General features: G+C 68.6%; 19 protein-coding genes, 1 pseudogene and 2 riboswitches. Of the genes and pseudogenes, 12 read left to right on the top strand and 8 right to left on the bottom strand.

What is annotated here, in order from left to right; genetic code table 11:
- Positions 1-6 precede the first annotated feature (6 nt).
- On the top strand, positions 7-1,179 hold the full coding sequence (locus OG804_RS07825; RefSeq protein ID WP_328395387.1) for a sulfotransferase family protein: 1,173 nt from the start codon (positions 7-9) through the stop codon (positions 1,177-1,179).
- 90 nt (positions 1,180-1,269) lie between these two features.
- Here the strand turns inward: OG804_RS07825 and OG804_RS07820 are convergent, their stop codons facing one another.
- Positions 1,270-1,938, bottom strand: coding sequence for a PaaI family thioesterase (locus OG804_RS07820; protein ID WP_328395385.1), 669 nt, complete (start codon positions 1,936-1,938; stop codon positions 1,270-1,272).
- 223 nt (positions 1,939-2,161) lie between these two features.
- On the opposite strand from OG804_RS07820, the gene OG804_RS07815 reads away from it, so the two are divergent.
- From OG804_RS07815 to OG804_RS07805, 3 genes are all read left to right on the top strand, one after another.
- Positions 2,162-2,629 (top strand): thioredoxin family protein, encoded by a 468-nt coding sequence (locus OG804_RS07815; protein WP_328395383.1) that lies wholly within the window; start codon positions 2,162-2,164, stop codon positions 2,627-2,629.
- Entirely contained in the window at positions 2,626-4,029 is a 1,404-nt protein-coding gene (locus OG804_RS07810; RefSeq protein WP_328395381.1) for a serine/threonine-protein kinase, read from the top strand. The genes OG804_RS07815 and OG804_RS07810 overlap by 4 nt, the downstream gene beginning before the upstream one ends.
- Before the next feature lie 98 nt (positions 4,030-4,127).
- Positions 4,128-4,949, top strand: a complete 822-nt coding sequence (locus OG804_RS07805) for an IclR family transcriptional regulator (RefSeq protein ID WP_328395379.1) — start codon at positions 4,128-4,130, stop codon at positions 4,947-4,949.
- A 31-nt stretch (positions 4,950-4,980) separates the two neighbouring features.
- Here OG804_RS07805 and OG804_RS07800 read toward each other — a convergent pair whose 3' ends face one another.
- From OG804_RS07800 to OG804_RS07790, 3 genes and pseudogenes are all read right to left on the bottom strand, one after another.
- Positions 4,981-6,681 carry an FAD-binding dehydrogenase gene (locus tag OG804_RS07800; protein WP_328395377.1) on the bottom strand — a complete coding sequence of 567 codons (1,701 nt, stop codon included), beginning with the start codon at positions 6,679-6,681 and terminating at the stop codon, positions 4,981-4,983.
- Positions 6,682-6,749: 68 nt separating this feature from the next.
- Positions 6,750-7,436 (bottom strand): biliverdin-producing heme oxygenase, encoded by a 687-nt coding sequence (locus OG804_RS07795; RefSeq protein WP_328395375.1) that lies wholly within the window; start codon positions 7,434-7,436, stop codon positions 6,750-6,752.
- Positions 7,437-8,123: 687 nt separating this feature from the next.
- A pseudogene (locus tag OG804_RS07790) lies at positions 8,124-9,527 on the bottom strand (threonine/serine ThrE exporter family protein); the annotation flags it as partial.
- A 346-nt stretch (positions 9,528-9,873) separates the two neighbouring features.
- On the opposite strand from OG804_RS07790, the gene OG804_RS07785 reads away from it, so the two are divergent.
- Positions 9,874-11,805: an acyl-CoA dehydrogenase family protein gene (locus OG804_RS07785; RefSeq protein WP_328395373.1), complete on the top strand. Its 1,932-nt coding sequence runs from the start codon at positions 9,874-9,876 to the stop codon at positions 11,803-11,805.
- A gap of 25 nt (positions 11,806-11,830) precedes the next feature.
- On the opposite strand, the gene OG804_RS07780 is transcribed toward OG804_RS07785, so the two are convergent.
- From OG804_RS07780 to OG804_RS07765, 4 genes are all read right to left on the bottom strand, one after another.
- A complete protein-coding gene (locus tag OG804_RS07780) occupies positions 11,831-12,616 on the bottom strand; it encodes a phosphatase PAP2 family protein (RefSeq protein ID WP_328395371.1) in 786 nt (261 codons plus the stop codon).
- Positions 12,617-12,683: 67 nt separating this feature from the next.
- Positions 12,684-13,574, bottom strand: coding sequence for an NERD domain-containing protein (locus OG804_RS07775; protein WP_328395369.1), 891 nt, complete (start codon positions 13,572-13,574; stop codon positions 12,684-12,686).
- Positions 13,575-13,635: 61 nt separating this feature from the next.
- Entirely contained in the window at positions 13,636-15,042 is a 1,407-nt protein-coding gene (locus tag OG804_RS07770) for a DUF2252 domain-containing protein (protein WP_328395367.1), read from the bottom strand.
- 83 nt (positions 15,043-15,125) lie between these two features.
- A complete protein-coding gene (locus OG804_RS07765; RefSeq protein ID WP_328395365.1) occupies positions 15,126-16,814 on the bottom strand; it encodes a GMC family oxidoreductase in 1,689 nt (562 codons plus the stop codon).
- Between the two features lie 115 nt (positions 16,815-16,929).
- Here OG804_RS07765 and OG804_RS07760 point away from each other — a divergent pair, with 115 nt between their 5' ends.
- The 7 genes from OG804_RS07760 to gcvP all read left to right on the top strand — a co-directional run bounded on the left by OG804_RS07760 (position 16,930) and on the right by gcvP (position 24,158).
- Positions 16,930-17,634 (top strand): CDP-alcohol phosphatidyltransferase family protein, encoded by a 705-nt coding sequence (locus OG804_RS07760; protein ID WP_328395363.1) that lies wholly within the window; start codon positions 16,930-16,932, stop codon positions 17,632-17,634.
- Between the two features lie 43 nt (positions 17,635-17,677).
- Complete coding sequence (gene gcvH / locus OG804_RS07755; RefSeq protein ID WP_328395361.1) at positions 17,678-18,076, top strand: glycine cleavage system protein GcvH; 399 nt, start codon at positions 17,678-17,680, stop codon at positions 18,074-18,076.
- A gap of 150 nt (positions 18,077-18,226) precedes the next feature.
- Positions 18,227-18,712: an oxoglutarate dehydrogenase inhibitor Odhl gene (gene odhI, locus OG804_RS07750; RefSeq protein ID WP_030520553.1), complete on the top strand. Its 486-nt coding sequence runs from the start codon at positions 18,227-18,229 to the stop codon at positions 18,710-18,712.
- A gap of 62 nt (positions 18,713-18,774) precedes the next feature.
- Positions 18,775-19,581 carry a transcriptional regulator FtsR gene (ftsR, locus tag OG804_RS07745; RefSeq protein WP_328395359.1) on the top strand — a complete coding sequence of 269 codons (807 nt, stop codon included), beginning with the start codon at positions 18,775-18,777 and terminating at the stop codon, positions 19,579-19,581.
- Positions 19,582-19,781: 200 nt separating this feature from the next.
- On the top strand, positions 19,782-20,255 hold the full coding sequence (locus OG804_RS07740) for a bifunctional nuclease family protein (protein ID WP_328395357.1): 474 nt from the start codon (positions 19,782-19,784) through the stop codon (positions 20,253-20,255).
- Positions 20,256-20,430: 175 nt separating this feature from the next.
- The gene (locus tag OG804_RS07735) at positions 20,431-21,009 is read left to right on the top strand and encodes a MerR family transcriptional regulator (RefSeq protein WP_442941861.1); all 579 of its coding nucleotides are present in this window, start codon (positions 20,431-20,433) and stop codon (positions 21,007-21,009) included.
- 100 nt (positions 21,010-21,109) lie between these two features.
- Positions 21,110-21,209, top strand: a riboswitch (glycine riboswitch).
- A 4-nt stretch (positions 21,210-21,213) separates the two neighbouring features.
- Positions 21,214-21,309: riboswitch (glycine riboswitch) on the top strand.
- A gap of 53 nt (positions 21,310-21,362) precedes the next feature.
- Positions 21,363-24,158, top strand: a complete 2,796-nt coding sequence (gcvP, locus tag OG804_RS07730; RefSeq protein ID WP_328395353.1) for an aminomethyl-transferring glycine dehydrogenase — start codon at positions 21,363-21,365, stop codon at positions 24,156-24,158.
- Positions 24,159-24,223 lie beyond the last annotated feature (65 nt).

Below are 24,223 nucleotides of genomic sequence, written 5' to 3'. Positions count from 1 at the left end.
CAGAAAATGATCGGCAGAGACGACGTCGGAACACTCGACGATCTGCACGCCTCGGCCACCAAGGTGATCGGGCTCGACGATTTCGGCGACGACGACTACCGGACCGGGCTTTCGGTGCTGCTGGACTCCTATGCGCACGACGCCGAACTCACTCCGTTCGGCAACAAGGTCAATCGCGCGTTCCTGCGCGGTGCGCTGATCGCCCGGGCACTGAGCGAGGTCGGGTGGCGGCAGTACCCGCAGCACGCCGATATCGCGATCGAACGTCCGATATTCGTGACCGGGCTGCCGCGTTCGGGCACCACGGCCGTGCATCGGCTGCTCACCGCCGACCCCGGGCATCAGGGTCTGGAGATGTGGCTGACCGAGATGCCGCAGCCACGCCCGCCGCGGGAGACCTGGGAACAGAACCCGGTGTTCCAGCGGTTGCAGGCCGGCTACGAGAAACATCATGTCGAACACCCGGAGTTCATGGGTGTGCACCATATTTCCGCCGATCAGGTGGAGGAGTGCTGGCAGTTGTTACGCCAGTCGGCGATGTCGATCTCCTACGAATGCCTGGGCTATCTGCCCCGGTACTCGGAATGGCTGCGCGAGCAGGACTGGACGGGCGCCTATCGGCGGCATCGCCGGAACCTGCAGCTCATCGGAGTCAACGATCCCGACCGGCGCTGGGTGCTGAAGAATCCGAGTCACCTCTTCGCGCTCGACGCACTGCTCGCCGTGTACCCGGACGCGTTGGTGATCCAGATGCACCGGGTGCCGAAGACGATCGTCGCCTCGGTGTGCAGCCTCAACGAGCAGGCGACCGCGGGCTGGTCGGAGAAGTTCCGCGGCCCCGTGGTGGGCGCGGCGCAGCTCGAGCTGTGGTCGCGCGGGGCGAAAACGTTCCTGGCGGATCGAAAGAAGCATCCGGCGGCGCAATTCTGCGATGTGTACTACGAGGACTTCGTCACCGACCCGCTCGCTACGGTCGAGCGGATCTACGCGCAGTTCGAGCTCGATTTCAGTGACGCGGCCCGGGCCCGGATGGCCGCCCTGCACGGGGAATCCACCTCGGGTGCCGCGCGGCCCGCGCACAAGTACTCGCTGGCCGATTTCGGATTGACCGAGGACCAGGTCGATGCGGCGTTCGCGCCGTACCTGGACGAGCACTACCCGGGCGGTGGCCGGCGCTGAGTTCGATGGGCAGCGGAACACGACTACGTTCCGCTGCCCGGTCGTCCGGCGCGCCGGCAGTCCGGGCGACAGGCTCCGGGCCGCGGGAAGTCAGGGCTGGCCGGGTTTCAAGACGATGAACAACCCGTTCGCCTCGGCACAGAGCCGGTCCCCGTCGTGCAGCGTGGCCTTGATCCACACTTTTCGGCCCTCTCGGCGGTCCGCCCAGGCGTGTAGTGCCAGTTCCTTGTTCAACGGTGTGATCGATCGATAGTCGACCGTGAGCGAGGCCGTCCGGGTGACCGAGCCGGTATGCGCCGAACCCGCCAATCCCATGAGATCGTCGAAACCGAGCGAGATGTAGCCGCCGTGGGCCGCCGCGTTACCGCCCAGATGGAAGGTCCGGTAGGTGATCCGGGCGTCCACGCCGTCGCGGTCGACGCGGTCCACCCGGTACGGCGGCAGGGTCACATTCCCGCGCGAGGGCAGATCGAACCGGGTCCAGCCCGGCGCGTTCCATTCGTCGCCCACATACGGGGCGAGCCGGTCGTTGAGCTTCTCCAGGAGCCCGGCCGCCTCGAGCACCAGATCGTCCGGCGGCACCGCCAGCCGGGCCCGGTCCATGAGCGTGCGCACCTGCTCCACGAAGTCGCCGTAGTGCGGTCCGCCCCGGGTGGTGTCGATCGAGCGGACCGCGTCCATCAGCTCCGACATGGGCCGGAATCCGCCCTCGTGATGCTGGGCGTCGGGGAGGGCTTTCCCGGCCTCGTTTTCGCTCATGAGAACACGTTATCGGTCGAGGTGGCCTCGGCCGGCGACCGGGGCGGCCGCGAAGGGTACGCGACCGGGCTGCTCCGGACCCTTCCCGGCGCGTAGGCTGCCGGATATCGGCGGCCCGGGAGGAGACTCATCGCCCGGCGGCCGAAGCCCGTTCGTGCGACGATTCCGGACGGGGTGAGCACGCACGCGGGGCGGCCCGGCACGGGCCGCCGGGAGGACTACCATGCCGACGACACCACTGACCCAGCAGAACTTTCAAACGGTGGTGGCCACCAATCACATAGTGCTGGTGGACTTCTGGGCGACCTGGTGCGGTTGGTGCACCCGGTTCGCGCCCGTGTACGAGGCATCGTCGGAGACACACCGCGATATCGTGCACGCCACCGTGGAGGCCGAGGCCGAACCCGCGGTCGCGGCGGCCGGACAGGTCGACCGGTACCCGTGGGTCATGGCGTTCCGCGAAGGTCTGCTGGTGTACTCGAAGGCCGGATTCCTGCCCGGCGATCAGCTCGAGGAACTCGTCCAGCAGGTCCGCTGGATGGATATGGAGGAGTTCCGGCGGGAGAACGGTCACCAGCAGCAGGCTGCCGCCGTAATGCCGGCGCCGCAGCAGGCGCAGGCACAGGCGGGTCGGGCCGGGCCCGCGCCCGGACCTCAGGCATACGGGTGGCCGGGACTGCGCAGCGCGTGAACCGCGGACCCGAACCGGGACACACGTTCGCCGGGTACCGCATCGAACGCCTGCTGGGCGCCGGCGGAATGGGGGAGGTGTATCTGGCCCGCGACCGCGACCTGCCGCGCCCGGTCGCCTTGAAATTGCTGACCCCGATCGTCGGCGACGACCGTGCCATCCGCGAGCGTTTTCTGCGGGAAGCCGATACGGCGGCGCGGTTGTCGCATCCGAACATCGTCGCCGTCTACGCCCGGGGCGAGGAACGGGACCGGCTGTGGATGGCCATCCAGTACATCGAGGGCACCGATGTCGCGGCGGTACTCCGGCACGGGCCCATCCGGCCGGATCACGCGGTCCGGATCACCGAGGAGACCGCCCGGGCACTCGACCACGCGCACGCCGCCGGTGTACTGCACCGGGACGTCAAACCCGCCAACATCCTGCTGGCCTGGGGAGATCAGCAACAGGTGTATCTGTCCGATTTCGGGATCGCGAAAGCCCTGGACCGCGTCGACGGTCTCACCCGCACCGGTGAGCTGTACGCCAGTTTCCATTACGCGGCGCCCGAGCAGTTCGCGATGCGCGCCGATACCGACCGCCGCGCCGATGTGTACTCGCTCGGCTGCACGCTCTACTACATGCTGACCGGGCGGTTGCCGTATCCCGCGGTGACCACCGGCGCGCTGATCAACGCTCATCTCAACGCGCCGGTACCCCTGCCCTCACAGGTCGATTCGCGACTGCCGCCGGGTCTGGACGGGGTGATCGCCCGGGCGATGGCGAAGGACCGGAACGAGCGCTTCGCCAGCTGTGGCGAACTGGCGCAGGCGGCCCGCCGGGCGCTCATCGAGCCGGCCGCGACCGTCCCGGCCGCGCTGCGGCCGCAAGCTCCGCCTCCGCCGCTCCGGCCACGACCTGCTCGGCGGCGTGCGATCACCGCGCTCGCGGGCGTCGCCGTGGTCGCCGTCTTCGGCGCGGCCGCCTGGCTCACCTGGGTGCTACGGGGCGGGGCAGCGGCACCGCCGCCGCCCGCGGATGCGCAGGCCGCCGCCGAACAGGCCGCCTGCGACTACACCGCGCTCGTGGCCACCTACGACTACGACGATCCGGCCGGCTGGGAGCAGCAGGTGCAGGCCGGGGCCACCGGACAGTGGAAGAGCCAGGCCTCGACCGTGATACCGATGGCCCGGGTGCTGGTCGCCTCGGACCCCGAACGATCCCGGGCCGGTGACACCCGCTGCGCGGCGACCATGTCCGAGGGGGACACCCGGGCCGAGGTCCAGGTGCAGCTCACCACGGTCAACCAGGAAGCCGGCGCGGCGGAGACCACCCGGGACATGTCGGTGTCCGCGGTGATGGAACTCGTGGACGGCCGGTGGCTGTGCAGTGTCTTCAACGCGCCCTTCATGCCGAGCTGAACCGCTGTGATGGTTTGCACAGCTCCGGAACGGGGCATCGTCAATACCGTTCGGTTCGCTGCGCATAAGCTGGCCGAGCTGCACGATGGAGGTAAGTCTTGACGGTCGAGGTGCTGGCCGACCCGGAGCCGGGCGGGTCGTGGCGGGTTACGCAACCCCCGGCCCGGCCGACGCCACCGGTGTCGATGATCGAGCGGATGACGCTCATCCTGGACGCGTTCGAGCCGGGGACACCCGTGCTCACCCTGCAGGACCTGGTGGAACGCACTGGGCTGCCGCGTTCCACGGTGCACCGGATCCTGGACCAGATGATCCGGCTGCGGTGGCTGGCGCACTATCCGGGCGGATACCGTCTCGGTTTGCGTGCACTGGAACTGGGTGGGCTGGCAGCGGGCCACAACGAACTGCGTGCCGTGATCGGTCCGCTGCTGCACGAACTGTGCCAGCGGACGCTGTCGGTGGGGCACCTCGGGGTGCTGGACGGCCGCGACGTCGTCTACCTCGACAAGACGGGCGGACGCCAGAGCGCGGCCGTACCGACTCGGGTCGGCGGCCGGTTGCCGGCCCACAGCACCGCATTGGGTAAAGCGCTGCTCGCCAGTCTCGATCCGGGCGTGGTGGAGACCTCGCTGCGCGAACAGCTTCCCCGCCTCACCCCGCGCACCATCGGTGACCGGCTGGAACTGCACCGGGAGCTGGCGCGGATCCGCGGCCGGCAGGGGATCGCGGTGGACAACGAGGAAGCCGTCACCGGTATCGGGTGCGTGGCGGTGCCGGTGCGCCGCCGCGGCGTCACGGTGGCGGCGCTGTCGCTGTCCACCCGGATCGGATCCGGACGCCCGGCGATCGACACGGGCAGGCAGGCCCGGCAGCTGGCCGCGCTGGCCGCCGAGGCCGGGCGGCTGCTCTCCCAGACCTGAGTGCCGCGAGCGCGTCCGCCCGGCCCGCCGGTCAGGCGGGACCGAGCGTCGTCGCGAGCGCGCGGCCCGCGGCCCGGCCGGAGAAGATGCAGCCGCCGAGGAAGGTGCCTTCGAGGGCGTTGTAGCCGTGTACCCCGCCGCCGCCGAACCCGGCGACCTCACCGGCGGCGTACAGACCGGGCAGCGGGGCACCGTCGGAGCGCATCACCTGCGAATCCAGATTCGTCTGCAAACCGCCGAGAGTCTTGCGGGTGAGAACGTTGAGCCGGACCGCGATGAGCGGTCCCGCGGCCGGGTCCAGGATCCGATGCGGTTTGGCGACCCGGGCGGTCCGGTCGCCGAAGAAGTTGCGGGCGTTGTGGATCGCCATCACCTGGGCGTCCTTGCTGTATTTGTTGGTGATCTCCCGATCGCGGGCCACGATCTGGCGCTCCAGCGCCGCGTGGTCCAGCTGCGGACCGCGGGACAGCGCGTTCATACCGTCGACCAGTTCACGCAGCGTATCGGCGACCACGAAATCGGCTCCGTGCTCCTTGAACGCCTCCACCGGCCCCGGCGCGCCCTTGGTGAACCGGCTGCGCACGGTGGTGAGGCGGTCTTTGCTGGTGATATCGGGGTTCTGCTCCGAACCCGACAGCGCGAATTCCTTCTCGATGATCGACTGGGTCAGCACGAACCACGAATAGTCGTATCCGGTCGCCAGGATCGCCTTCATGGTCGCGTTGGTGTCGAAGCCGGGAAAGCACGGCGCCGGCAGGCGCACCCCGGTCGCGTCGAACCACAGCGACGACGGACCAGGGATGATGCGGATCGCGTGGTCGGGCCAGATCGGGTCCCAGTTGTTGATGCCCTCGGTGTAGTGCCACATCCGGTCGCGGTTGACCAGGGCGGCGCCGGCCGCCTCGGAGATACCGAGCATCCGGCCGTCCACATGCGCGGGTACCCCGGAGATCATGGTTTCCGGCACGGGACCCAGCCGATCCGTCGGCCAGTTCGCCCGGATGAGGTCGTGGTTGTGGCCGATCCCGCCGGAGGTGACGAGTACCGCGCCGGCGCGGAATTCGAAATCGTCCACGACGGTGCGCGGCGAGGCCACGCCGCGGGCGAGTTCGGTCGGCTCGAGGACGCTGCCGCGAACCCCGGTGACCGCGTCGCCGTCGACGAGCAGTTCGTCCACCCGGTGCCGGAACGCGAAGCGCACCAGACCCTTGCGCTCGGCCTCGAGGACGGGGTTCAGGAAAGCCTCCAGGACGCCCGGGCCGGTGCCCCAGGAGATATGGAAACGCGGCACCGAGTTCCCGTGGCCGTCGGCCAGGGCCCCGCCGCGTTCGGCCCAGCCGACCAGCGGCGTCACCCGCAGTCCGAGGTCGTAGAGGTAATCGCGTTTCTCGGTGGCCGCGAACCGGACGTAGGCCTCGGCCCACCGCCGGGCCCAGTGATCCTCGTCGTCACGGTCGAATCCGGCCGAACCCAGCCAGTCCTGCAGTGCCAGTTCGTAGGAGTCCTTGATACCGAGGCGCCGCTGTTCGGGGCTGTCCACGAAGAACAATCCGCCCAGCGACCAGAACGCCTGGCCGCCCAGGTTGTTGCGGTTCTCCTGATCGAGCACGAGAACTCGATGTCCGGCTCGGGTCAGTTCGTAGGTGGCGACGAGACCGGCCAGCCCGGCGCCGACGACGATCACGGGGTGCTCGTCGGCCGGTACCCGGCCGGCAGGGGAGGTTTCGGACACGATTCACCCTTCGTTCGCGGTGGCTACCGGCGGGAATGTATCAGACGTCCAAGTCGGCCGGGCCGGGATCAGGAGGGGCGCCGGGCGGGGAACTCGGCGGCGAGTTCGGCGAACACCGCGCGGTTGAGTACGAAGGCACGTTTGCCCTCGTCGAGGATGCGGCGTTGTTCCAGGTCGTCCACGCCGATCCGATCGAGCAGCGCCCGGTATTCGCGTTTGAACGCCGCCGGATTCCCGATGCCGTCGAAGATGTAGAACCGGACGCCGTCACCGCGATGCGGCAGGTCCCACAGCTTCTCGGCCCGGCCCCGGATCACCTGACCACCGGACAGATCACCGAGGTAGCGGGTGTAGTGGTGGGCGATATAGCCGCCCGGCCAGGTCCGGGCGCACTCTTCGATCCGCGCGGCGTAGCCGGCCGTCGCGGGCAACGGAGTCAGCTCCTCGCGCCATCCCGGACCGGCGAGGTGGGCCAGATCCCGTTCCAGTTCCGCGGTGCGGGCCAGTTCCGGTTTGATGAACGGGCCCGCCACCGGATCCGCGGCGAGCGCCTCGGCATGCGCCTCCAGCGCCCGGTAGATGAACCAGAGCTGACCGGTATAGCGACGATAGGAGTCGATACCCAGCGATCCGTCCAGCATTTCGGTGATGAAGGTCGAGTTCTCCGCCTCCTCGTGCTCGCGGGCGGTGGCCTCCCGGATACGAGTGGAGAACGCGGACACGGCCGGATCGATGGTTTCGGGGGTGTCCGGCATCGAGTGAACCTTCCTGCGAACGTTGATCCGGGCGCCTCGCCCGGATCAATTCGGCCGGTCGCGCGGAGTGCGGGGGCACTCCGCGCGACCGGGTAGTCGACAACCCGACGATACCGGGTCCGACCTCTGCCGCGGGTTTCTCCGTCAGCGGCTGTCGGGACGCAGCGCGACGGGCAGCGGTTCGGTCGGCGCCTGCCGCTGTTGCGCCGCGCCGACACCCACGGGTTGTCCGGTCCCGAGCCCTACCGGTTCCGGGGGAACGAGGATCGGCATCGCTGCGGTGGGCAGGAGGTCCTCGGCGATACCCAGGGGTTCGGTCGGCAATGCGACCAATTCCGCCGGGAGGGCCGGCATCTCCAGCATGTCGGTGGGCAGGGCCGCCGGCGTCGCATCGGGCAGCGCCGTGGGCGGGCCCAGCGGCGTCGCGTCCAGGTCGCGTGTCCAGACACCGCTGTCGAACTCGGGAACCGGTGCGGTTCCACGTCCCGCGGTTTTGGGCACCTGCGGCAGTTGCCCGGCCGCGGGAAGGTTCAACGCAGTGTCCTGGGCCGCGGAAGCCGAGTGCTGCACCGGCACCCGGATCGGGTGGCGTCCCACCGGCGTCGCGCGGCGCTTGCCGAGGTTCACTGCCGGACGGCGTTTGCCCAGGTTCACGGTGGGACGGATTTTGCCGAGGTTCACGGTGGGCCGCCTTTTGCGCTGGACCACCGGCCGACGCAGGGCGCCGAACTTGCGCAGGATCGGCGGGCGGCGCACCGTCCGGTCGAACCATTCACCGAGCGTGACACCACCGGCCAGTGCGCAACCGACACCGAAGGCCGCCAGCAGTTGGTTCGCGCCGCGGGCCAATTCGTCGTTGAGCAGGCCGTACAGCCCGCGGTAGATGCTGAGGCCCGGCAGCAGCGGGGTGATACCCGCGAGGGCCACGACCAGCGGCGGGGTCAGCGCACGCCGGGCGAGCAGACCACCGACGAGGCCGATCACGATGGCGGCCGCGCCCGCGGCGACAACCGGTCCGAACCCGGCCGTGATCACCATCAGGTAGCAGATGGTGCCCATGGCGCCGCTGCCGGCCGCCGCGGCCAGCGCTCGCCGTTCCGCGTAGCAGGCCAGCGCGAACGCTGTTGCCGCCGCGGCGCCGGCTACGACCTGCACCGGCAGGTTCGACAGCGCGTGTCCTGGATCGAGATCGAAAGGCACCGTGGTGTCGAACATTTCGCCGATGCGCAGGGTGAGCGCGATACCGGCGATGATCCCGCCGGTCATCATCAGCAGTTCGAGCATGCGCGCGGCCGCCGTGATCGGCGCGCCCGTGATCGCATCCTGTACCGAGCCCACCAGGCTCAGGCCACTGAGCAGCACCGTGATCCCGGCGGCGATGATCAGCGTGGGGCTCACCGAGATCCCGAGCGGTCCGGCGACGGCGGCCAGCGCCACCGCCGGTGTGGCCGCGATCGCACCACCCACCAGATGCTGGAAGAAGAACGGCAGACCGTAGCGGTTGAGGGTTCGGTTGGTCCGGTCGATCACCGCCGTGGTGACGAAGCTGAGTGCCGCGACCAGGAAACCGCCGCCGAGCAGCAACGAGATCGCGGCTGCCATCAGCGACCAGCCGAAGGTGGCCGTCCAGCGCTTGTACGGGTGGGGCGCCGAGGTGATGGCGTCCAGGGCTTGGCGTGCGTCGTGGGGCGGCACCACTTCGCGGCGGATGCGGCGGGTGAGCCGGTCCACAGCCGCGAGCCGGGTGAAGTCGAGCGAGCGGTACTGCACGATGCGCATCGAGCTCGCCGACGGCAGCCGCGCACCGCGATGCACATAGATACGGATGGAGTTGTAGGTGACCTCGACATCGCATGCCGACAGTCCGTAGGTAGCGGCGATGAACCGCATGGTGGTCTCGGTGTCGGTGACGGCCGAACCCGAAGCCAGCACGACCTCACCCATACGCACCGCGAGATCCAGCACCTCGGCGACCGCGCCGTCATCGGACAGATCGATCGGCTGCAATGGCGCCGGCGCGGACACGATCGTGTCCGCGGTGGCGGGGCGATCGGCGACCAGTTTGCTGATGGCGCCGGTGAGGACGGGCAGGCGAAGGGGATTACGCCGAGGGTCGGCGTACCCGGACGGGTCCGGGGAGATCGGTGGTTCGGAGGTCGCTCCTTCCAGGAATCCTTGCGCAGCCATAGCCGCGAAGGTAGTGGCCGAAGGTGCCTCTTGCCCACCGCAAAACGGGCTCTGGAATTGTGACGTTTGTTACGTCCTGGTTTATTTGACATTTCGTCTGGACATAGAGGCCCGAACACGGCCTTGACCTGGCGTGTCATTCAGGTCGTCGATACCCGGTTCTCGGGCGTTACAACGCTGTGTGTCCCTCGTTACACCGTCGCGTGTCCGTGAACCCCGCCGGTCCGGAGCCCCGGCTAGGGTCGAAAGCATGAGCACCGGCAGCACTGTGACAGCGCAACGTTTACGTCAGGCACTGGACGGGCCGTGGGGCGAGATCCGGGAGCAGGCCCGCACCCAGCTCGCGGGGGGCGAATACACCGGCGATCCCGATCTCGATCTACCCGCGGCGCGGGCCCGGGTTCTGGAACAGATGCGGGCGCTGGCGAAACTGGGGTACGCCGAACGCGGATTCCGGCGCGAGCACGGCGGTACCGGGGAACCCGGCGCGGCCGTCGTCGGGCTGGAAATGCTCGCCTACGCCGACCTCTCGCTCTGGGTGAAGGCGGGCGTGCAGTGGGGGCTGTTCGGCGGCGCCGTGGAGAACCTGGGCAGCGAACGGCACCGAGAGCACATCCTGCGCCTGATCTCACTGGATCTGCTCGGCTGTTTCGCCATGACCGAATCCGGGCACGGCAGCGATGTCGCGAATCTGGAGACCACCGCGACCTACGATCCGGCCACCGAGGAATTCGTGGTGCACACCCCCACGCCGTCGGCGCGCAAGGACTACATCGGCGGTGCGGCCGAACACGCCCGGATGGCGGCGGTCTTCGCGCAGCTGCGCACCCCCTCCGGCGACCACGGTGTGCACTGCCTGCTGGTCCCGATCCGTGACGAGCAGGGCAACGATCTGCCGGGCGTCACCACCTCCGACTGCGGCCGAAAAGGCGGGCTACCCGGAGTCGACAACGGCCGTATCGTCTTCGATCAGGTGCGGGTGCCCCGCGAGAACCTGCTCAACCGCTACGCCGATGTCGCGCCGGACGGCACCTACAGCTCCGAGATCGAGAACCCCAGCCGCCGCTTCTTCACCACCCTGGGCACCCTGGTCCGCGGCCGGGTGAGCGTGGGCGGGGCCGCGGCCGCCGGCGCCCGGGTCGGTCTGAGTATCGCGCTGCGGTATTCACTGAAACGCCGCCAGTTCGGCGATCCGGACGACGGCGCGGAAACCCTGCTCCTCGATTACCGGATGCATCAGCGGCGGCTGCTGCCGCTGCTCGCGCACTCCTTCGCGCTGTCCTTCGCGCAGAACGACCTGGTCCGCCGGATGCACCTGGTGCAGACGGGACAGGACCTCGCGCCCGGCGCGCAGCGCGCGCTGGAGAAACGCGCGGCCGGCTTCAAGGTGGCGCAGACCCGGCATGCCACCCGCGCCATCCAGGAATGCCGCGAGGCCTGCGGCGGCGCCGGATATCTGACGGAGAACAGGCTTGTCACCCTGAAGGCCGATACGGATGTGTTCACCACCTTCGAGGGTGACAATGTGGTGCTCACCCAGCTCGTCGCCAAGGAGATCCTGACCGCCTACGCCGACGAGGTCCGCGATCTGGACGCGCTGGGCTGGGTCCGGTTCGCCGCGACCATGGCCGGTGACGTGGTGCGGAAACGGTCCGGGGTGCGTCAGCTCATCCAGACCCTGCGCGATCGCGGCGACGAGACGGTCGACGAGGGCGACCTGGGCAAACGCGCGACCCACCTCCAGTTGTTCGCGGACCGCGAGGACTATCTGACCCGCACCGCCGCACACCGGTTGCGCGCTCGCGCGCAGGAGACCGAACCGTTCGAGGCGTTCAACAACGCCCAGGACCATATCCTCGCCGCGGGCGCCGCGCATATCGACCGGCTGGTGCTGGAGGCGTTCATCGAGGGCATCGCCGATATCGAGGACGAGGAAGCCCGCCGGCTCGCCGAGACCGTCTGCGACCTGTACGTGTACTCGCTGCTGGAGGAGAACTCGGCCTGGTACATCATGCATCGGTTCATCTCGGTGGAGCGGGCCAAGGCGATCCGCCGCGGCGTGAACGAACTCGTCGACCGGCTCCGCCCGCACGCGTTCACTCTGGTCGAGGCGCTGGGGGTGCCCGAGTCCATGCTGGGCGCGGCGATGCTGGACGACGCGAGCGTGTACGAACGGCAGTAGGCGAATACGGCGGCGCCCGTACCGGTCAGCCGGACCGGGCGCCGAGAGTCCGCGCGGTGTACACCGACACCCAGTACAGAACGATGGCCAGCGTGATACCCGCCGTCGTGCCGCCCACGATATCGGTGGCCAGGTGGTAGTCGAGCGCGACCATGCCGATGCCCGCACCGGACCACGCGACCGCGGTGACTGCCGTCAGCGCGATCCGGGCGCGCGCCGATCGGAGCAGCAGCACCAGCGTGGCCACCACCGACACCAGGTGCACGGTATGGCCACTGGGGTACGCGAGATAGTCCTGCAGCGGCCGCGACCACCACGGTTTGAGCGCCCAGGCGTTGATCGCGACCGCGACCTCGGGAACCGCCACCATGGTCGCGGCCTCCCACCATTTCCGCTGCCACGCGAACCAGGCGGCACCGCCGCACAGCACCGCGAGCACCACACCGGTATTCGTCGCCAGGGCCAGGACCTCGGCCACCCAGGGCCGCGGGTCCAGCCGCGGATCCACCTGCGCGTTCACCGCGAGATCGAACGAGGTCGGCCCGCCACCGGGCGGGAACGACAGCGGAATCGCGGCTGTCACCGTGGCCCCGGCGGCCGCGGTCAGCGCGGTGGCGAGCGGACTCGCGGGGTGCGGTGGTCCGCCGCGGTGTGAATCGGCCGGGGCGGTGCCCGATTCGGTTCCGTCCGATTCGGCGGGTTGCGCGGCGGTGGGGTCCGTCGTCCCGGAGCGGCCGACATTCGCGCGACCGACCCGGTCGTACGGCCGGTCCGTGGGGAACGGATCCGGCGCGCCGGATGCTGTGCTCACGACCCGACCCTATCCAGCGCCCGGTCGTCCCGTGCAGGTCGTGCCGGGGACCGGGCGACCGGCCGGGTCAGCCCGGGCCGTAGGTGAGTACGGCGGTGATCACGAACCACAGTATCCAGGCGATCGCGACGAACATGCCGATCGCGAACGCCGCGCGCATGACCGCACGGCCGAAATCGATATCGCCCACTTCCCGCGGATACAGCCGCCACGGGCTGTACCAGGGCGAGCGGAGGCGGCGTACCCCGGCCTCGCGTTCGGCGAGTGCGAGATCCTCGACGTACTGCTCGGCCTCGGCCTGCGCGGGCCCCCCGTGCCACAGGGTGACGTCGATCGGGCCCAGGAACCCCTCCTCGAGCAGATGCTGCGGCGCCGGCAGATACGGCAGCATCCCCATGCCCCGGAAGGCGATCGCGATATCGTTGGCGGTCCAGCGGTGCGACTCCCGTTGCGCGAGTACACCGAAATACTGCCGGAGCCGCTCCCCGTCGTCGCCGAGGATCACATCGAAACTCGGATCGTGCACTTTCTGCTCGATCTGCACCGGGGCCCCCTGCAGGGGCACGATCAACGCGACCCCGTGGACGGCGCGCTGTCCGAGTCCGCGCGCGGCCAGCCAGGTCTGCAGCGCGAAGGTGTGGTCGCGCGACCTGTCCAGGACCGAGCGGTCGTCAGTGCTCTCCAGCTCGGCGCGGACACCGTTGAGCGTCCATTCCCCGGTCAGCGGGACCTGGAGGGTACCGCCGTGCGTGGAGCGCAGCCCCGCCACATCGATGACCACACAGCTGGTGGGCGTCCACACGACGGCGTCGAACCGGTGCGCGACGCCCTGATGGGCCAGTCCGCAGTTCACCGTCGCGATCCCCTGCGGGCTTCCCGCGCCGTCCCAGCCGCTGAGCCGATCGAGCAGGGCCCGTTCGGCAACGCTGTCGGTGCTGTTCTGTACCTGCACGAGCATGGTGACCGCCCTTCGCGTCCGAACCCCATGGCGGCGCCGGCTGCGCGGCGCCTCTTCGAAACTACCGGTCCGGTTCCTGCGCCGGAAGTTTTCCGGCGCGAACCGCGGCGACGAGTTCGTCGTGGTCGGCCTCGGTGCGGTCGGCGTAGCGCACCGCGAAATCGGCGATCGCCCGGTCGAAGTCCGCGTCATCACCCAGATAGCCGCTGATCAGCCGTGGATCGAGCGAGCGTGCATGAGCGCGGGCCAGCAGCGCGCCGGCCAGGCGGCCGTAGTCGTCGAGATCGTGCGGCGCCAATTCCTCGGGTGCGATCGCGCCCTTGAGATTGCGGAACTGGCGGACGATGAACGGCAGTTCCCGGCTGCCACCGCCGGGCGCGGGGACCGACATGGTGGTCCAGCCGAGCAGGATATCGGTCTCGGTCTGAACCAGCCTGGCGCCCTGCACTATTCGCTCACCCTCGTGTTCGGGCGGGGGGACCCCCAGCACGGGCGCCAGCGAGGAGGGCGCGGCCTGCTTGAGCTGCAGCACCAGCACCTCCCCGGAATTGCCGTGTAGCAGCGCGACGTAGCTGTGCAGTCCGACGCTGCCGGTGCCGACGATGCGGAAGGCGATATCGGCCACCGCGAATCGGGACAGCAGTCCCCGCCGCGATTCGCGCAGCGTCGCGCCGTAGCGCTCGAGGGCGTCGATCGCCGCGTCCTCGACCGCCTGTGTCACCGTGGTGAGCACGGGGGGATCACTGACGAAACGGTGACTATCGATACCGGTCTCGTGATCGTCGATATGGGTCCACTTCTGCACGACCTTGTCGCTGTTGTTCTTCCGGGCCTTCTTGGCCGCTTTCTTGTAGTTGTCCAGCAGATCGTCGGCTTCGACCCGGTCGAGGACCGACTCGTCGGCGAGCGCGGACCAGGTCTGCAGGAAGGGGCGCTCCGCCATCACCGCCGCGGCGCGGCGGTAGCTGCGGGCGGCGTCTCGCGCGGCGGTGCGGCAGTCGTCCTCATCCGCTCCGCCGACCCGGCCCGCGAGTACCAGACTGGTCGCGAGCCGCTCCAGATCCCATTCCCACGGGCCGCGGACGGTTTCGTCGAAATCATTGATGTCCATGACGATTTCGCCGCGCGAGGTGCCGTACAGCCCGAAATTGCCGGCGTGGGCGTCTCCGCAGAGCTGTGCCGTGAAGCCGGTATCCGGGCTGCTCGCCAGATCGATGGCCATCAGACCCGCGGCGCCCCGGTAGAACGCGAACGGTGACGCGATCATCCGGCCGATGCGCAGCGGGATCAGATCCTCGATCCGGCCGTGGTTGGAGGCCTCGACGAACTCCACCACCGATGGCCGGTCCGCGGCGCCGGCGGCGCGGTCACGGGCTGTGCGCGGCACCCGGTCGCGTACGGCCGCACCGCGGGCGAGCACCTCTTCGGCGGGGGTGTACGACCGCAGCGTGATACGACTCTTCGACACCTCGCAACGGTACCGACACCCGCGTCACCGAACGGAGTGGGCCGCGAACCCGCCACGCCGCGGGCAGGGCCCGAGCGCTCTCGTCACGTGCGGGTCCGGGCCGGGGTGATCGGCAGCCGCAGCGCCCCCACCGCCGCGGCCGGGACCACCGGATGCGCGGGCGCGACCGGGGCGATCAGTTGATACGGCGTGCCGAGCCCCGGGCGGGTGTCCTCCTGACCCTTGTTGGGCCAGAAGGCCATGGCGCGCTCGGCCTGTGCGGTGATGGTCAGCGAGGGGTTCACCCCGAGATTGGCGGTCACCGCGGAGCCGTCGGCGATATGCAGCCCCGGATACCCGTAGACGCGCTGATAGGGGTCGATGACGCCGGCCTCCGGGCGGTCGCCGATGACGCAGCCGCCGATGTAGTGCGCGGTGGCGGGGATGTCGAGAACATCGGTGTAGAGGCCGTGGGTGTCCCCGTCGATCTTCGCCGCGAACCGCCGTCCCACCTCGTGTGCCAACGGTATCCAGGTCGGGTTCGGTTCACCCGTGCCCTGTTCGGTTCGCAGCCGGCCGCGGTGCAGGAACGAGGCGAGCGAGTTGTCCAGCGATTGCATCACCAGCAGGATCACCGATCGCTCCGAGGCGTGCCGGGCGTTGAAACTGCGCAGGAACACCACCGGGTGCCGGGCCGCCGCGAGCAGGAAGCGCAGCGCCCGGAACGCTCCGCCGTCGATCACCGGCGCCGACAGGGGGAACAGCGCGTTCTGCCCCTTTCCGTAGTGGCAGACCTCGATATGCGTGTTCGCCTCGGGATGTATCGAGGAGGTGATGGCGATACCGTCGGCGAAATCCCGCCGGGATCGGCTCACCACCGCGAGGATCGCCTCCGAGTTGCTGCGGGTGAGTTCACCCAGTCGCGGGGAGATCCGCGGCAGGACGCCCCGATCGCGCATGCGGTGCAGCAGTCGCTGGGTGCCCAGTGCCGCGCCCGCGAAGACGACCTGTCCGGCGGTGAACGTGCGTTTGCCTGTGCGGATCCAGCGGTCCGGGCGTTCGGTGTCGACGGCGTATCCGCCCTCCGGCAACGGCCGCACGGCGGTGGCGGCCGTGAGCGGGTGCACCGTGGCGCCCGCCTGTTCGGCGAGATAGAGGTAGTTGGTGGTGGTGGTGGTGTTCTTGGCGTTGTGCGGGCAGCCCGTCAGGCAGCGGGCGCAGTGCACGCAGCCCTGGCGGCGCGGCCCGGCTCCGCCGAAGTACGGATCGGCGACTTCGGCGCCGGGGTCGTCCTCGTTGAAGAAGACTCCGACCTCCGTCGGATGGAAGGTCTCGGCGACGTCCATATCGGCGGCGACGTCGCGGATCACCTCATCGGCCGGCGTCGTCCGGGGGTTGGTCGAGACCCCGAGCATGCGTCGCGCCTGGTCGTAGTACGGGGCGAGTTCGGCCCGCCAGTCGGTGATATGCGCCCATTGTCGGTCGGTGTAGAAATCGGTGAGCGGCTCGTAGAGCGTGTTGCCGTAGATGAGTGAGCCCCCACCCACGCCGGCCCCGGAGAACACCGCGCACCCGCCGAGCACGCTGATCCGCTGCGGTCCGGTGCAGCCGAGTTTCGGCGCCCAGATGGATTTGCGCAGATTCCAGTTGGTACGGGGCAGATCCGCGGCGTCCCAGCGCCGCCCGGCCTCGAGCACCGCGACGCGATATCCCTTTTCGGTCAGCCGCAGCGCGCTGACACTTCCGCCGAAACCCGATCCGACGACCACGACGTCGTAGTCGAACTCTGACATGATCTTCCTCTCACCCGAGTCGATGATGAGATGGTTTCATACTCATTCACTCATCGAATAATGCGCGGGGTGTGCTGGCGCAGGTGGGTCGCCATACGGTAAGCACTGCCATGTGATGAGTGATTCGGGAACCGGCGCATCCGATACCGGGGCCGCGGACCGGGATCCCCGCGGTGTGGTCGGACAGGTGTTGTCGGACCGCCTGTTCACCGTGCCCAACGTCCTGAGCGTGCTGCGGTTGATCGGCATACCGGTCTTCCTGTGGCTCCTACTGGTCGAACACGCCGACGGCTGGGCGTTCACGCTGCTGATCCTCAGCGGCGTGACCGATTTCCTGGACGGCAAACTGGCCCGTCTGCTGGACCAGTCGTCGCGGCTCGGCGCCTTGCTGGACCCCCTCGTCGATCGGCTCTTCCTGGTGACCACCCTGATCGGGTTCGTCGCCCGTGGCCTCGTTCCCTGGTGGGTGGCGGCTCTGCTGATCGGCCGCGATCTGGTGCTGACCCTGACGCTGCCGATCTACCGGCGCCGCGGGCTCGACCCGCCCGAGGTCATCTACCTGGGCAAGGCGGCCACCTTCGCGCTCATGTCGGCGCTGCCGTGGCTGCTGGCCGGGCAGATGGACTGGGCCGGAGACGGTTTCGGTCGTGCCTTCGGCGGGGCACTACTGATCTGGGGTACAGCCGTGTATGTGTGGACGGGTCTGCTCTACCTGGGCCGTGCGATCGCCGTGGCGCGGACGGTGCCGTCGGCCCCGGCCGGAGGAGGTGGGACACCGGGCCGCCATACCGACGCGGCGGATGGCGGCGGGCTCGCATAGAGTTGCGTGCATCGTGCACGACGACACGAGGAAAGGACACCACGTGAACCGGGCTCCGGAGGATCTGCGATACACCGCGGAACATGAATGGGTGCGTCGGATCGAGCCCACCCGGGTCCGGGTAGGGATCACCGATTTCGCGCAGTCGCAACTCGGTGACGTCGTGTTCGTGCAGTTGCCGGAGACCGGCGCCGAGGTCGCCGCCGGAGACAGCATCGCCGAGGTCGAATCGACGAAGAGCGTTTCCGATATCTACGCTCCACTGAGCGCGAAAGTCGCTGCGGTGAACCAGGAATTGGAGGCGAAGCCGGAAACGCTGAATACCGATCCCTACGGTGACGGGTGGTTGTTCGAACTCGAGGTGGACGACGCGTCCGCACTGGACTCGAGTGTCGCGGAACTGCTCGATGCCGCGGGTTATCAAGGAGTTATCGGGGGCTGATCCAGCCTTCCCGGTTCTACCTGCACGGGCACGGCCCGGCAGGGTACGGTCAATGCCAACGGATGTGCCGCCCGGAGTCGGGGCCGCCCAGCCACGTCTTATCGCGGCATCTGCCTGCATGGTTTATGAGGTTCGAGGAGGAGAGAAACGGTGAGCGAGAACAAAGACCCGGGTTACGGGGAGACCGCGGCCGAGACGACGTCGGTCTTCCGCGCGGATTTCCTGAACGAGGTCGACGCATCGCGCTCCGGCGAGCCGACCGGTGAACAGCCGGTGCAGGGTGTCGAGGGTCTTCCGGTCGGGGCGGCACTGCTGGTCGTCAAACGTGGTCCGAACGCGGGCTCACGCTTTCTGCTGGACCAGCCCACCACCTCCGCCGGTCGTCATCCCGACAGCGATATCTTTCTCGATGATGTCACCGTCAGCCGTCGTCACGCCGAGTTCCGGCAGGACGAGGATTCCTTCCAGGTCGTCGACGTGGGCAGCCTGAACGGCACCTACGTCAACCGGGAGCCGGTGGATTCCTCGGAGCTCCAGAACGGGGACGAGGTACAGATCGGTAAGTTCCGGCTGGTGTTCCTCACCGGTCCGCGGACTCAGGAAGCCGGTTCGGCGGCGGGTGCGGGAAGTTTGTGAACAGCTGATGATCGGTGCGCCGGTCCGGGTGATCGGCGCTTCGGCATGAAAGACTCCAAGTCATGACAGGCGCGGCGCAGCAGTGGGCGCACGGAGGGATGTCGATCGGCTCCGTGCTCGATCTGCTGCGACCGGATTTTCCGGATATCACCATCTCCAAGATCCGCTTCCTGGAAGCGGAGGGGCTGATCCGTCCCGAGCGGACGCCGTCGGGCTACCGGCGGTTCTCGGTCGCGGATTGCGAACGGCTGCGTTTCGTACTCACGGCGCAGCGTGACCAGTACCTGCCCTTGAAGGTGATCAAGGAACAACTCGAGGCGATCGACAGCGGAGCCGCGACGCTCGGGGTGCGCGAAGCCCGTGCCCGGGCGCGGACCGCCCGTCCGGATGCGGGGCAGCCGGTGCCCGAAGACGCCGCTGATACGTCACAGCGCCCACCGCGGCGGCTGGGGGTACCCCCGGGCCGGATCACCCCGGACGATTTCGAGTTCGATCACGAGATCCGGGTGACCCGTGCGGATCTGCTGGAGCAGGCCGGTATCGAGGAGACATTCCTCAACGACCTCATCCGGGCGAATTTGATCACACCGGGTCCGGCCGGTTTCTTCGACGCCGACGCGGTGACCCTGGCGGCCACCGCTAAGGCGATGGCCGAATTCGGTTTGGAGGCGCGGCATCTGCGCGCGTTCAAACTCGCCGCCGACCGGGAGGCGGCTCTGGTCGCGCAGATCGCGGCGCCGATCGCCAAGAGCCGCGACGCGGGGGCTCGGGCCCGTGCCGAAGAGACGGTGCGCGAACTTGCCGCACTGTCGCTGACCCTGCACGCCAGCCTGGTGAAGGCCTCGGTGCGCAACTCGCTGGGCGGATGATCCGCCCGGCCCATTCCGGCCGCTGGCGGCCGCATCCAGTCTGACCTGCGGTCGAGCCACCGGCGGGTACGCCGGTGGCAACACACCGATTCCGGTGTTCGCCAGCGATCGCGGCGCCGCGCGAAGTTCGCCTAGACTCGTGGTACGGCGAGCCCTGCATCGGCGAGGGCGGGCGGCCGGGGAGTATGGGAGGCAGTGCGATGAGCGAAATGCGCGTGATCGGCATCCGGGTCGAGCAGCCACAGAATCAGCCCGTCCTGCTGCTGCGGGAGGCGGAGGGTGAGCGGTACCTGCCCATCTGGATAGGGCAGGCGGAGGCCACGGCCATCGTGCTCGAACAGGAGGGGGTCACGCCGATCCGGCCCCTCACCCACGATCTGATCAAGATCTTGATCGCCGATCTCGGGCACACCCTCGAGGAGGTTCATATCGTGGATCTGAAAGAAGGCACCTTCTACGCCGATCTGGTCTTCGAGAACGAGGTGCGGATCTCGGCCCGGCCGTCCGATTCGGTGGCCATCGCCCTGCGCGTCGGCTGCCCGATCTACGCGGCGGAATCGGTGCTCGAGGAAGCCGGTCTGGTGATGCCCGACGAACGCGAGGACGAAGTCGAAAAATTCAAGGAGTTCCTCGAGTCGGTATCGCCCGACGATTTCAAAGCGACCGATAGTTGAGTTTCGGCATTATTTTCTAGACCTCAACTACAGGTCGAGACTGTTACCGCGCGTCGCATTTGGTTCGGCACTGCTGCGGCCGAGAGAATGGGAAGAGTAGCCTCATAGTCGACGCCGGGCCGCCGGCTATGGGCACTGATCGGCGGAGCAAGGGAGTAGTTCAGTGGCAGAGAATATGCGGGATATGCGATCGGAAGTGGGCCCGCCTCGGCGCTACGAAATACAACCCGGATTGTTCCCCGACGATTCGGTCCCCGACGATATGGTCGGATACCGGGTGCCGACGGCGTGTCAGGTCGCGGGGATCAGTTACCGGCAGCTGGACTACTGGGCGCGGACGAGTCTCGTGGTCCCCTCTATTCGCGGGGCGGCGGGTTCCGGAAGTCAGCGGCTGTATTCGTTCAAGGACATCCTGGTCCTGAAGATCGTCAAACGGCTCCTCGATGCCGGTATTTCGCTGCAGAACATCCGGATCGCCGTCGATCACCTGCGTAGTCGCGGGGTTCAGGATCTGGCGAATATCACCCTGTTCTCCGACGGCACGTCGGTATACGAGTGCACCTCACCGGAAGAAGTCGTCGATTTGCTGCAGGGCGGCCAGGGAGTATTCGGGATCGCGGTGAACAGTGCCATGCGTGAACTCACCGGGGCCATCGCCGCATTTCCCGCCGAACGCGCCTCGGAAGCCAGCGAACGGCCCGAGGACGAATTATCCTATCGTCGTAAGGCGCGGTTGACCCGCAAAACAGGGTAGGCGGTTCGCCGGCGATACCGGCGGGGTCGAGGTGAGGGCAACGACACAGTGCGGGTGACTGCGGGTCGTGCCCGTTGCCCGGGCTAGAATGACCGGGCGTCGTAGCCGTGCGGGAGAGTCCCGGATCCAGGCCGGATCCGGGCGCCGAAGGAGCAGCACCTCCCCGTCAATCTCTCAGGCCCCAGGACCGTGCGGGAACCGGCGCCTCTGGAAAGTGGTGGCTCCGGGCCGCCCGCCCAAGGTGAAAGGCGCCCGGGATCCGTTCCGGGCGCCGAAGCTCTCAGGCGCCCGCGACAGAGGGGGAGGGCCCTGCGCCGACCGCGCCGGTCGGCCGCCCGTACCAGGGAGCCGTCGTGACCCAGACCTTCGCAGATCGTCATATCGGACCCGATGACCGGGAGTTCGCGCGAATCCTCGCCGCGATCGGCGTCGATTCGGCCGATGAGCTGGCCGCCGCGGCGTTGCCGGTCGGCATCCGGGATACCGACCCGCTGGCCGGGCTGCCGGCGCCGGGTAGCGAACACGAGGTGCTCGCCGAACTGGCCGAGCTCGCGGCCGCCGATAAAGTCGCCACCTCCATGATCGGACTCGGCTATTACGACACGCTGACCCCACCGGTACTGGTGCGCAATCTGCTGGAGAACCCGGCCTGGTACACCGCGTACACGCCGTACCAGCCGGAGATCAGCCAGGGCCGGCTCGAGGCGCTGCTGAACTTCCAGACCATGGTGACCGATCTGACCGCCATGGATGTCGCCAACGCCTCCATGCTGGACGAGGCCACCGCGGCCGCCGAGGCGATGACGCTGCTGCGCCGGGTCAACCGCCGTGGTGGTTCCCGGCTGGTCGTCGACCGCGACCTCTTCCCGCAGACCCGCACCGTACTGGCTACCCGTGCCGAACCCCTCGGCATCGAGATCGTCGAGGCCGACCTGGTCGGAGACGGTCTCCCCGACGGCGAGTTCTTCGGTGTCCTGGTGCAGGTGCCGGGCGCTTCCGGCCGGATCGTGGATTGGTCCGTGACGATCGCGCAGGCGCACGACCGCGGCGCGCTGGTGGCCGCCGGTGCGGATCTGCTGGCACTCACGCTGATCGCCCCGCCGGGTGAGCAGGGCGCGGATGTCTGTTTCGGCACGACCCAGCGATTCGGGGTGCCGATGGGGTTCGGCGGTCCGCATGCCGGGTACCTGGCAGTGCGCGCCGATTACGCCCGGCAGCTGCCGGGCCGGTTGGTGGGGGTCTCGAAGGACGCCGACGGCTCGCTCGCCTATCGATTGGCGCTGCAGACCCGTGAGCAGCATATTCGGCGGGAGAAGGCGACCTCGAACATCTGCACTGCCCAGGTGCTGCTGGCCATTGTCGCCGGGATGTACGCCTGCTACCACGGCGCGGACGGATTACGGGCGATAGCGCGCCGGGTCCACGGGCACGCCGCGACACTGGCGGCGGCGCTGGGCGAGGACCTGGTGCACGACACCTACTTCGACACGGTGCTGGCCCGAGTGCCCGGGCAGGCCGAGACGGTGGTGGCCAAGGCCGCCGCGCGGGGTGTCAACCTGCGCCAGGTCGATGCCGACCAGGTGGCCGTGGCCTGTGACGAGGCCACCACAGCGGACCACGTGGCGGTGGTGCTCGACGCCTTCGGTCGCGCGCCCGCCGAGCCGGCCGGAACGGGGATCGCGAACCGGACTTCGGAATTCCTGACCCATCCCGCATTCACCCGCCACCACACCGAAACGGCGATGCTGCGCTACCTGCGAGCGCTGTCGGACAAGGACATCGCCTTGGACCGCAGTATGATTCCGCTCGGCTCGTGCACGATGAAGCTCAACGCCACCGCCGAGATGGAACCGATCACCTGGCCGGGCTTCGCGCGTCTGCACCCGTACGCGCCGATCGCCGATACGCCTGGTCTGCGGCGAGTGATCGATGATCTGGAGCGCTGGCTGGCCGAGATCACCGGATACGACGCGGTGAGCCTGCAGCCGAACGCCGGCAGCCAGGGCGAGTACGCGGGTCTGCTGGCGATCCGCCGCTACCACCTGGACCGCGGCGACACCCGCCGCGACACCTGCCTCATCCCCTCCAGCGCCCACGGAACCAACGCCGCGTCCGCGGCGATGGCCGGGTTGCGGGTCGAGGTCGTGAAATGCCGGGCCAACGGCGATGTGGATCTGGACGACCTACGGGCCAAGATCGCCGACCACGCCGAACGACTGGCCTGCATCATGATCACCTACCCGTCGACGCACGGTGTGTACGAGCAGGAGATCGCCGACCTCTGTGCGCTGGTGCACGATGCCGGCGGTCAGGTGTATGTCGACGGCGCGAATCTGAACGCGCTGGTCGGGCTGGCCCGGCCGGGTCGATTCGGCGGCGATGTCAGTCATCTGAACCTGCACAAGACCTTCTGCATTCCGCACGGTGGCGGCGGTCCGGGAGTCGGTCCGGTCGCGGTCCGGTCCCATCTGACCCCGTACCTGCCCGGTGACCCGCTGGTCGCCGATTCGCACGCGGTCTCGGCGGCGCACTACGGGTCGGCATCGATTCTGCCGATCACCTGGGCCTACATCCGGATGATGGGCGCCGAGGGCCTGCGCCGGGCCACCCTCACCGCGATCGCCTCGGCCAACTATCTGGCGCGCCGTCTCGGCGAGCACTACCCGGTGCTGTACACCGGCGACAACGATATGGTCGCCCACGAATGCATCCTGGATCTGCGCGAGCTCACCAAGCGCACCGGTGTCACCGTGGACGATGTCGCAAAACGCCTCGCGGACTACGGGTTCCACGCGCCCACCATGAGTTTTCCGGTGCCGGGCACGTTGATGGTCGAACCGACCGAGAGTGAGAATCTGGCCGAGCTCGACGATTTCGTCGAGGCCATGATCGCCATCCGGCGCGAGATCGATCAGGTCGGCGCCGGTGTATGGCCGGCCGAGGACAATCCGCTGCGCAACGCGCCGCACACCGCGATGAGCGTGGTCCGCGAATGGGATCACCCGTACAGCCGGGAGGTCGCGGTGTACCCGCGCGGACTCGCGCATGCCCGTGCGAAGGTGTGGCCGGCGGTCCGCCGCATCGACGGTGCGTTCGGAGACCGCAACCTGGTCTGCTCCTGTCCTCCCCTGGAGGCATACGCCGAGTGACGCCCGAGGGTCGTGGCGAAATGCCCGACCGCCGAAAGGCTGAGCGCGCGCCCCGGCCGTGGTCC

Source organism: Nocardia sp. NBC_00416, assembly GCF_036032445.1.
Classification (GTDB): Bacteria; Actinomycetota; Actinomycetes; order Mycobacteriales; family Mycobacteriaceae; genus Nocardia.
Note: the sequence above shows the minus strand (reverse complement) of the source record. Positions and strands in the feature narration are given on the sequence as shown.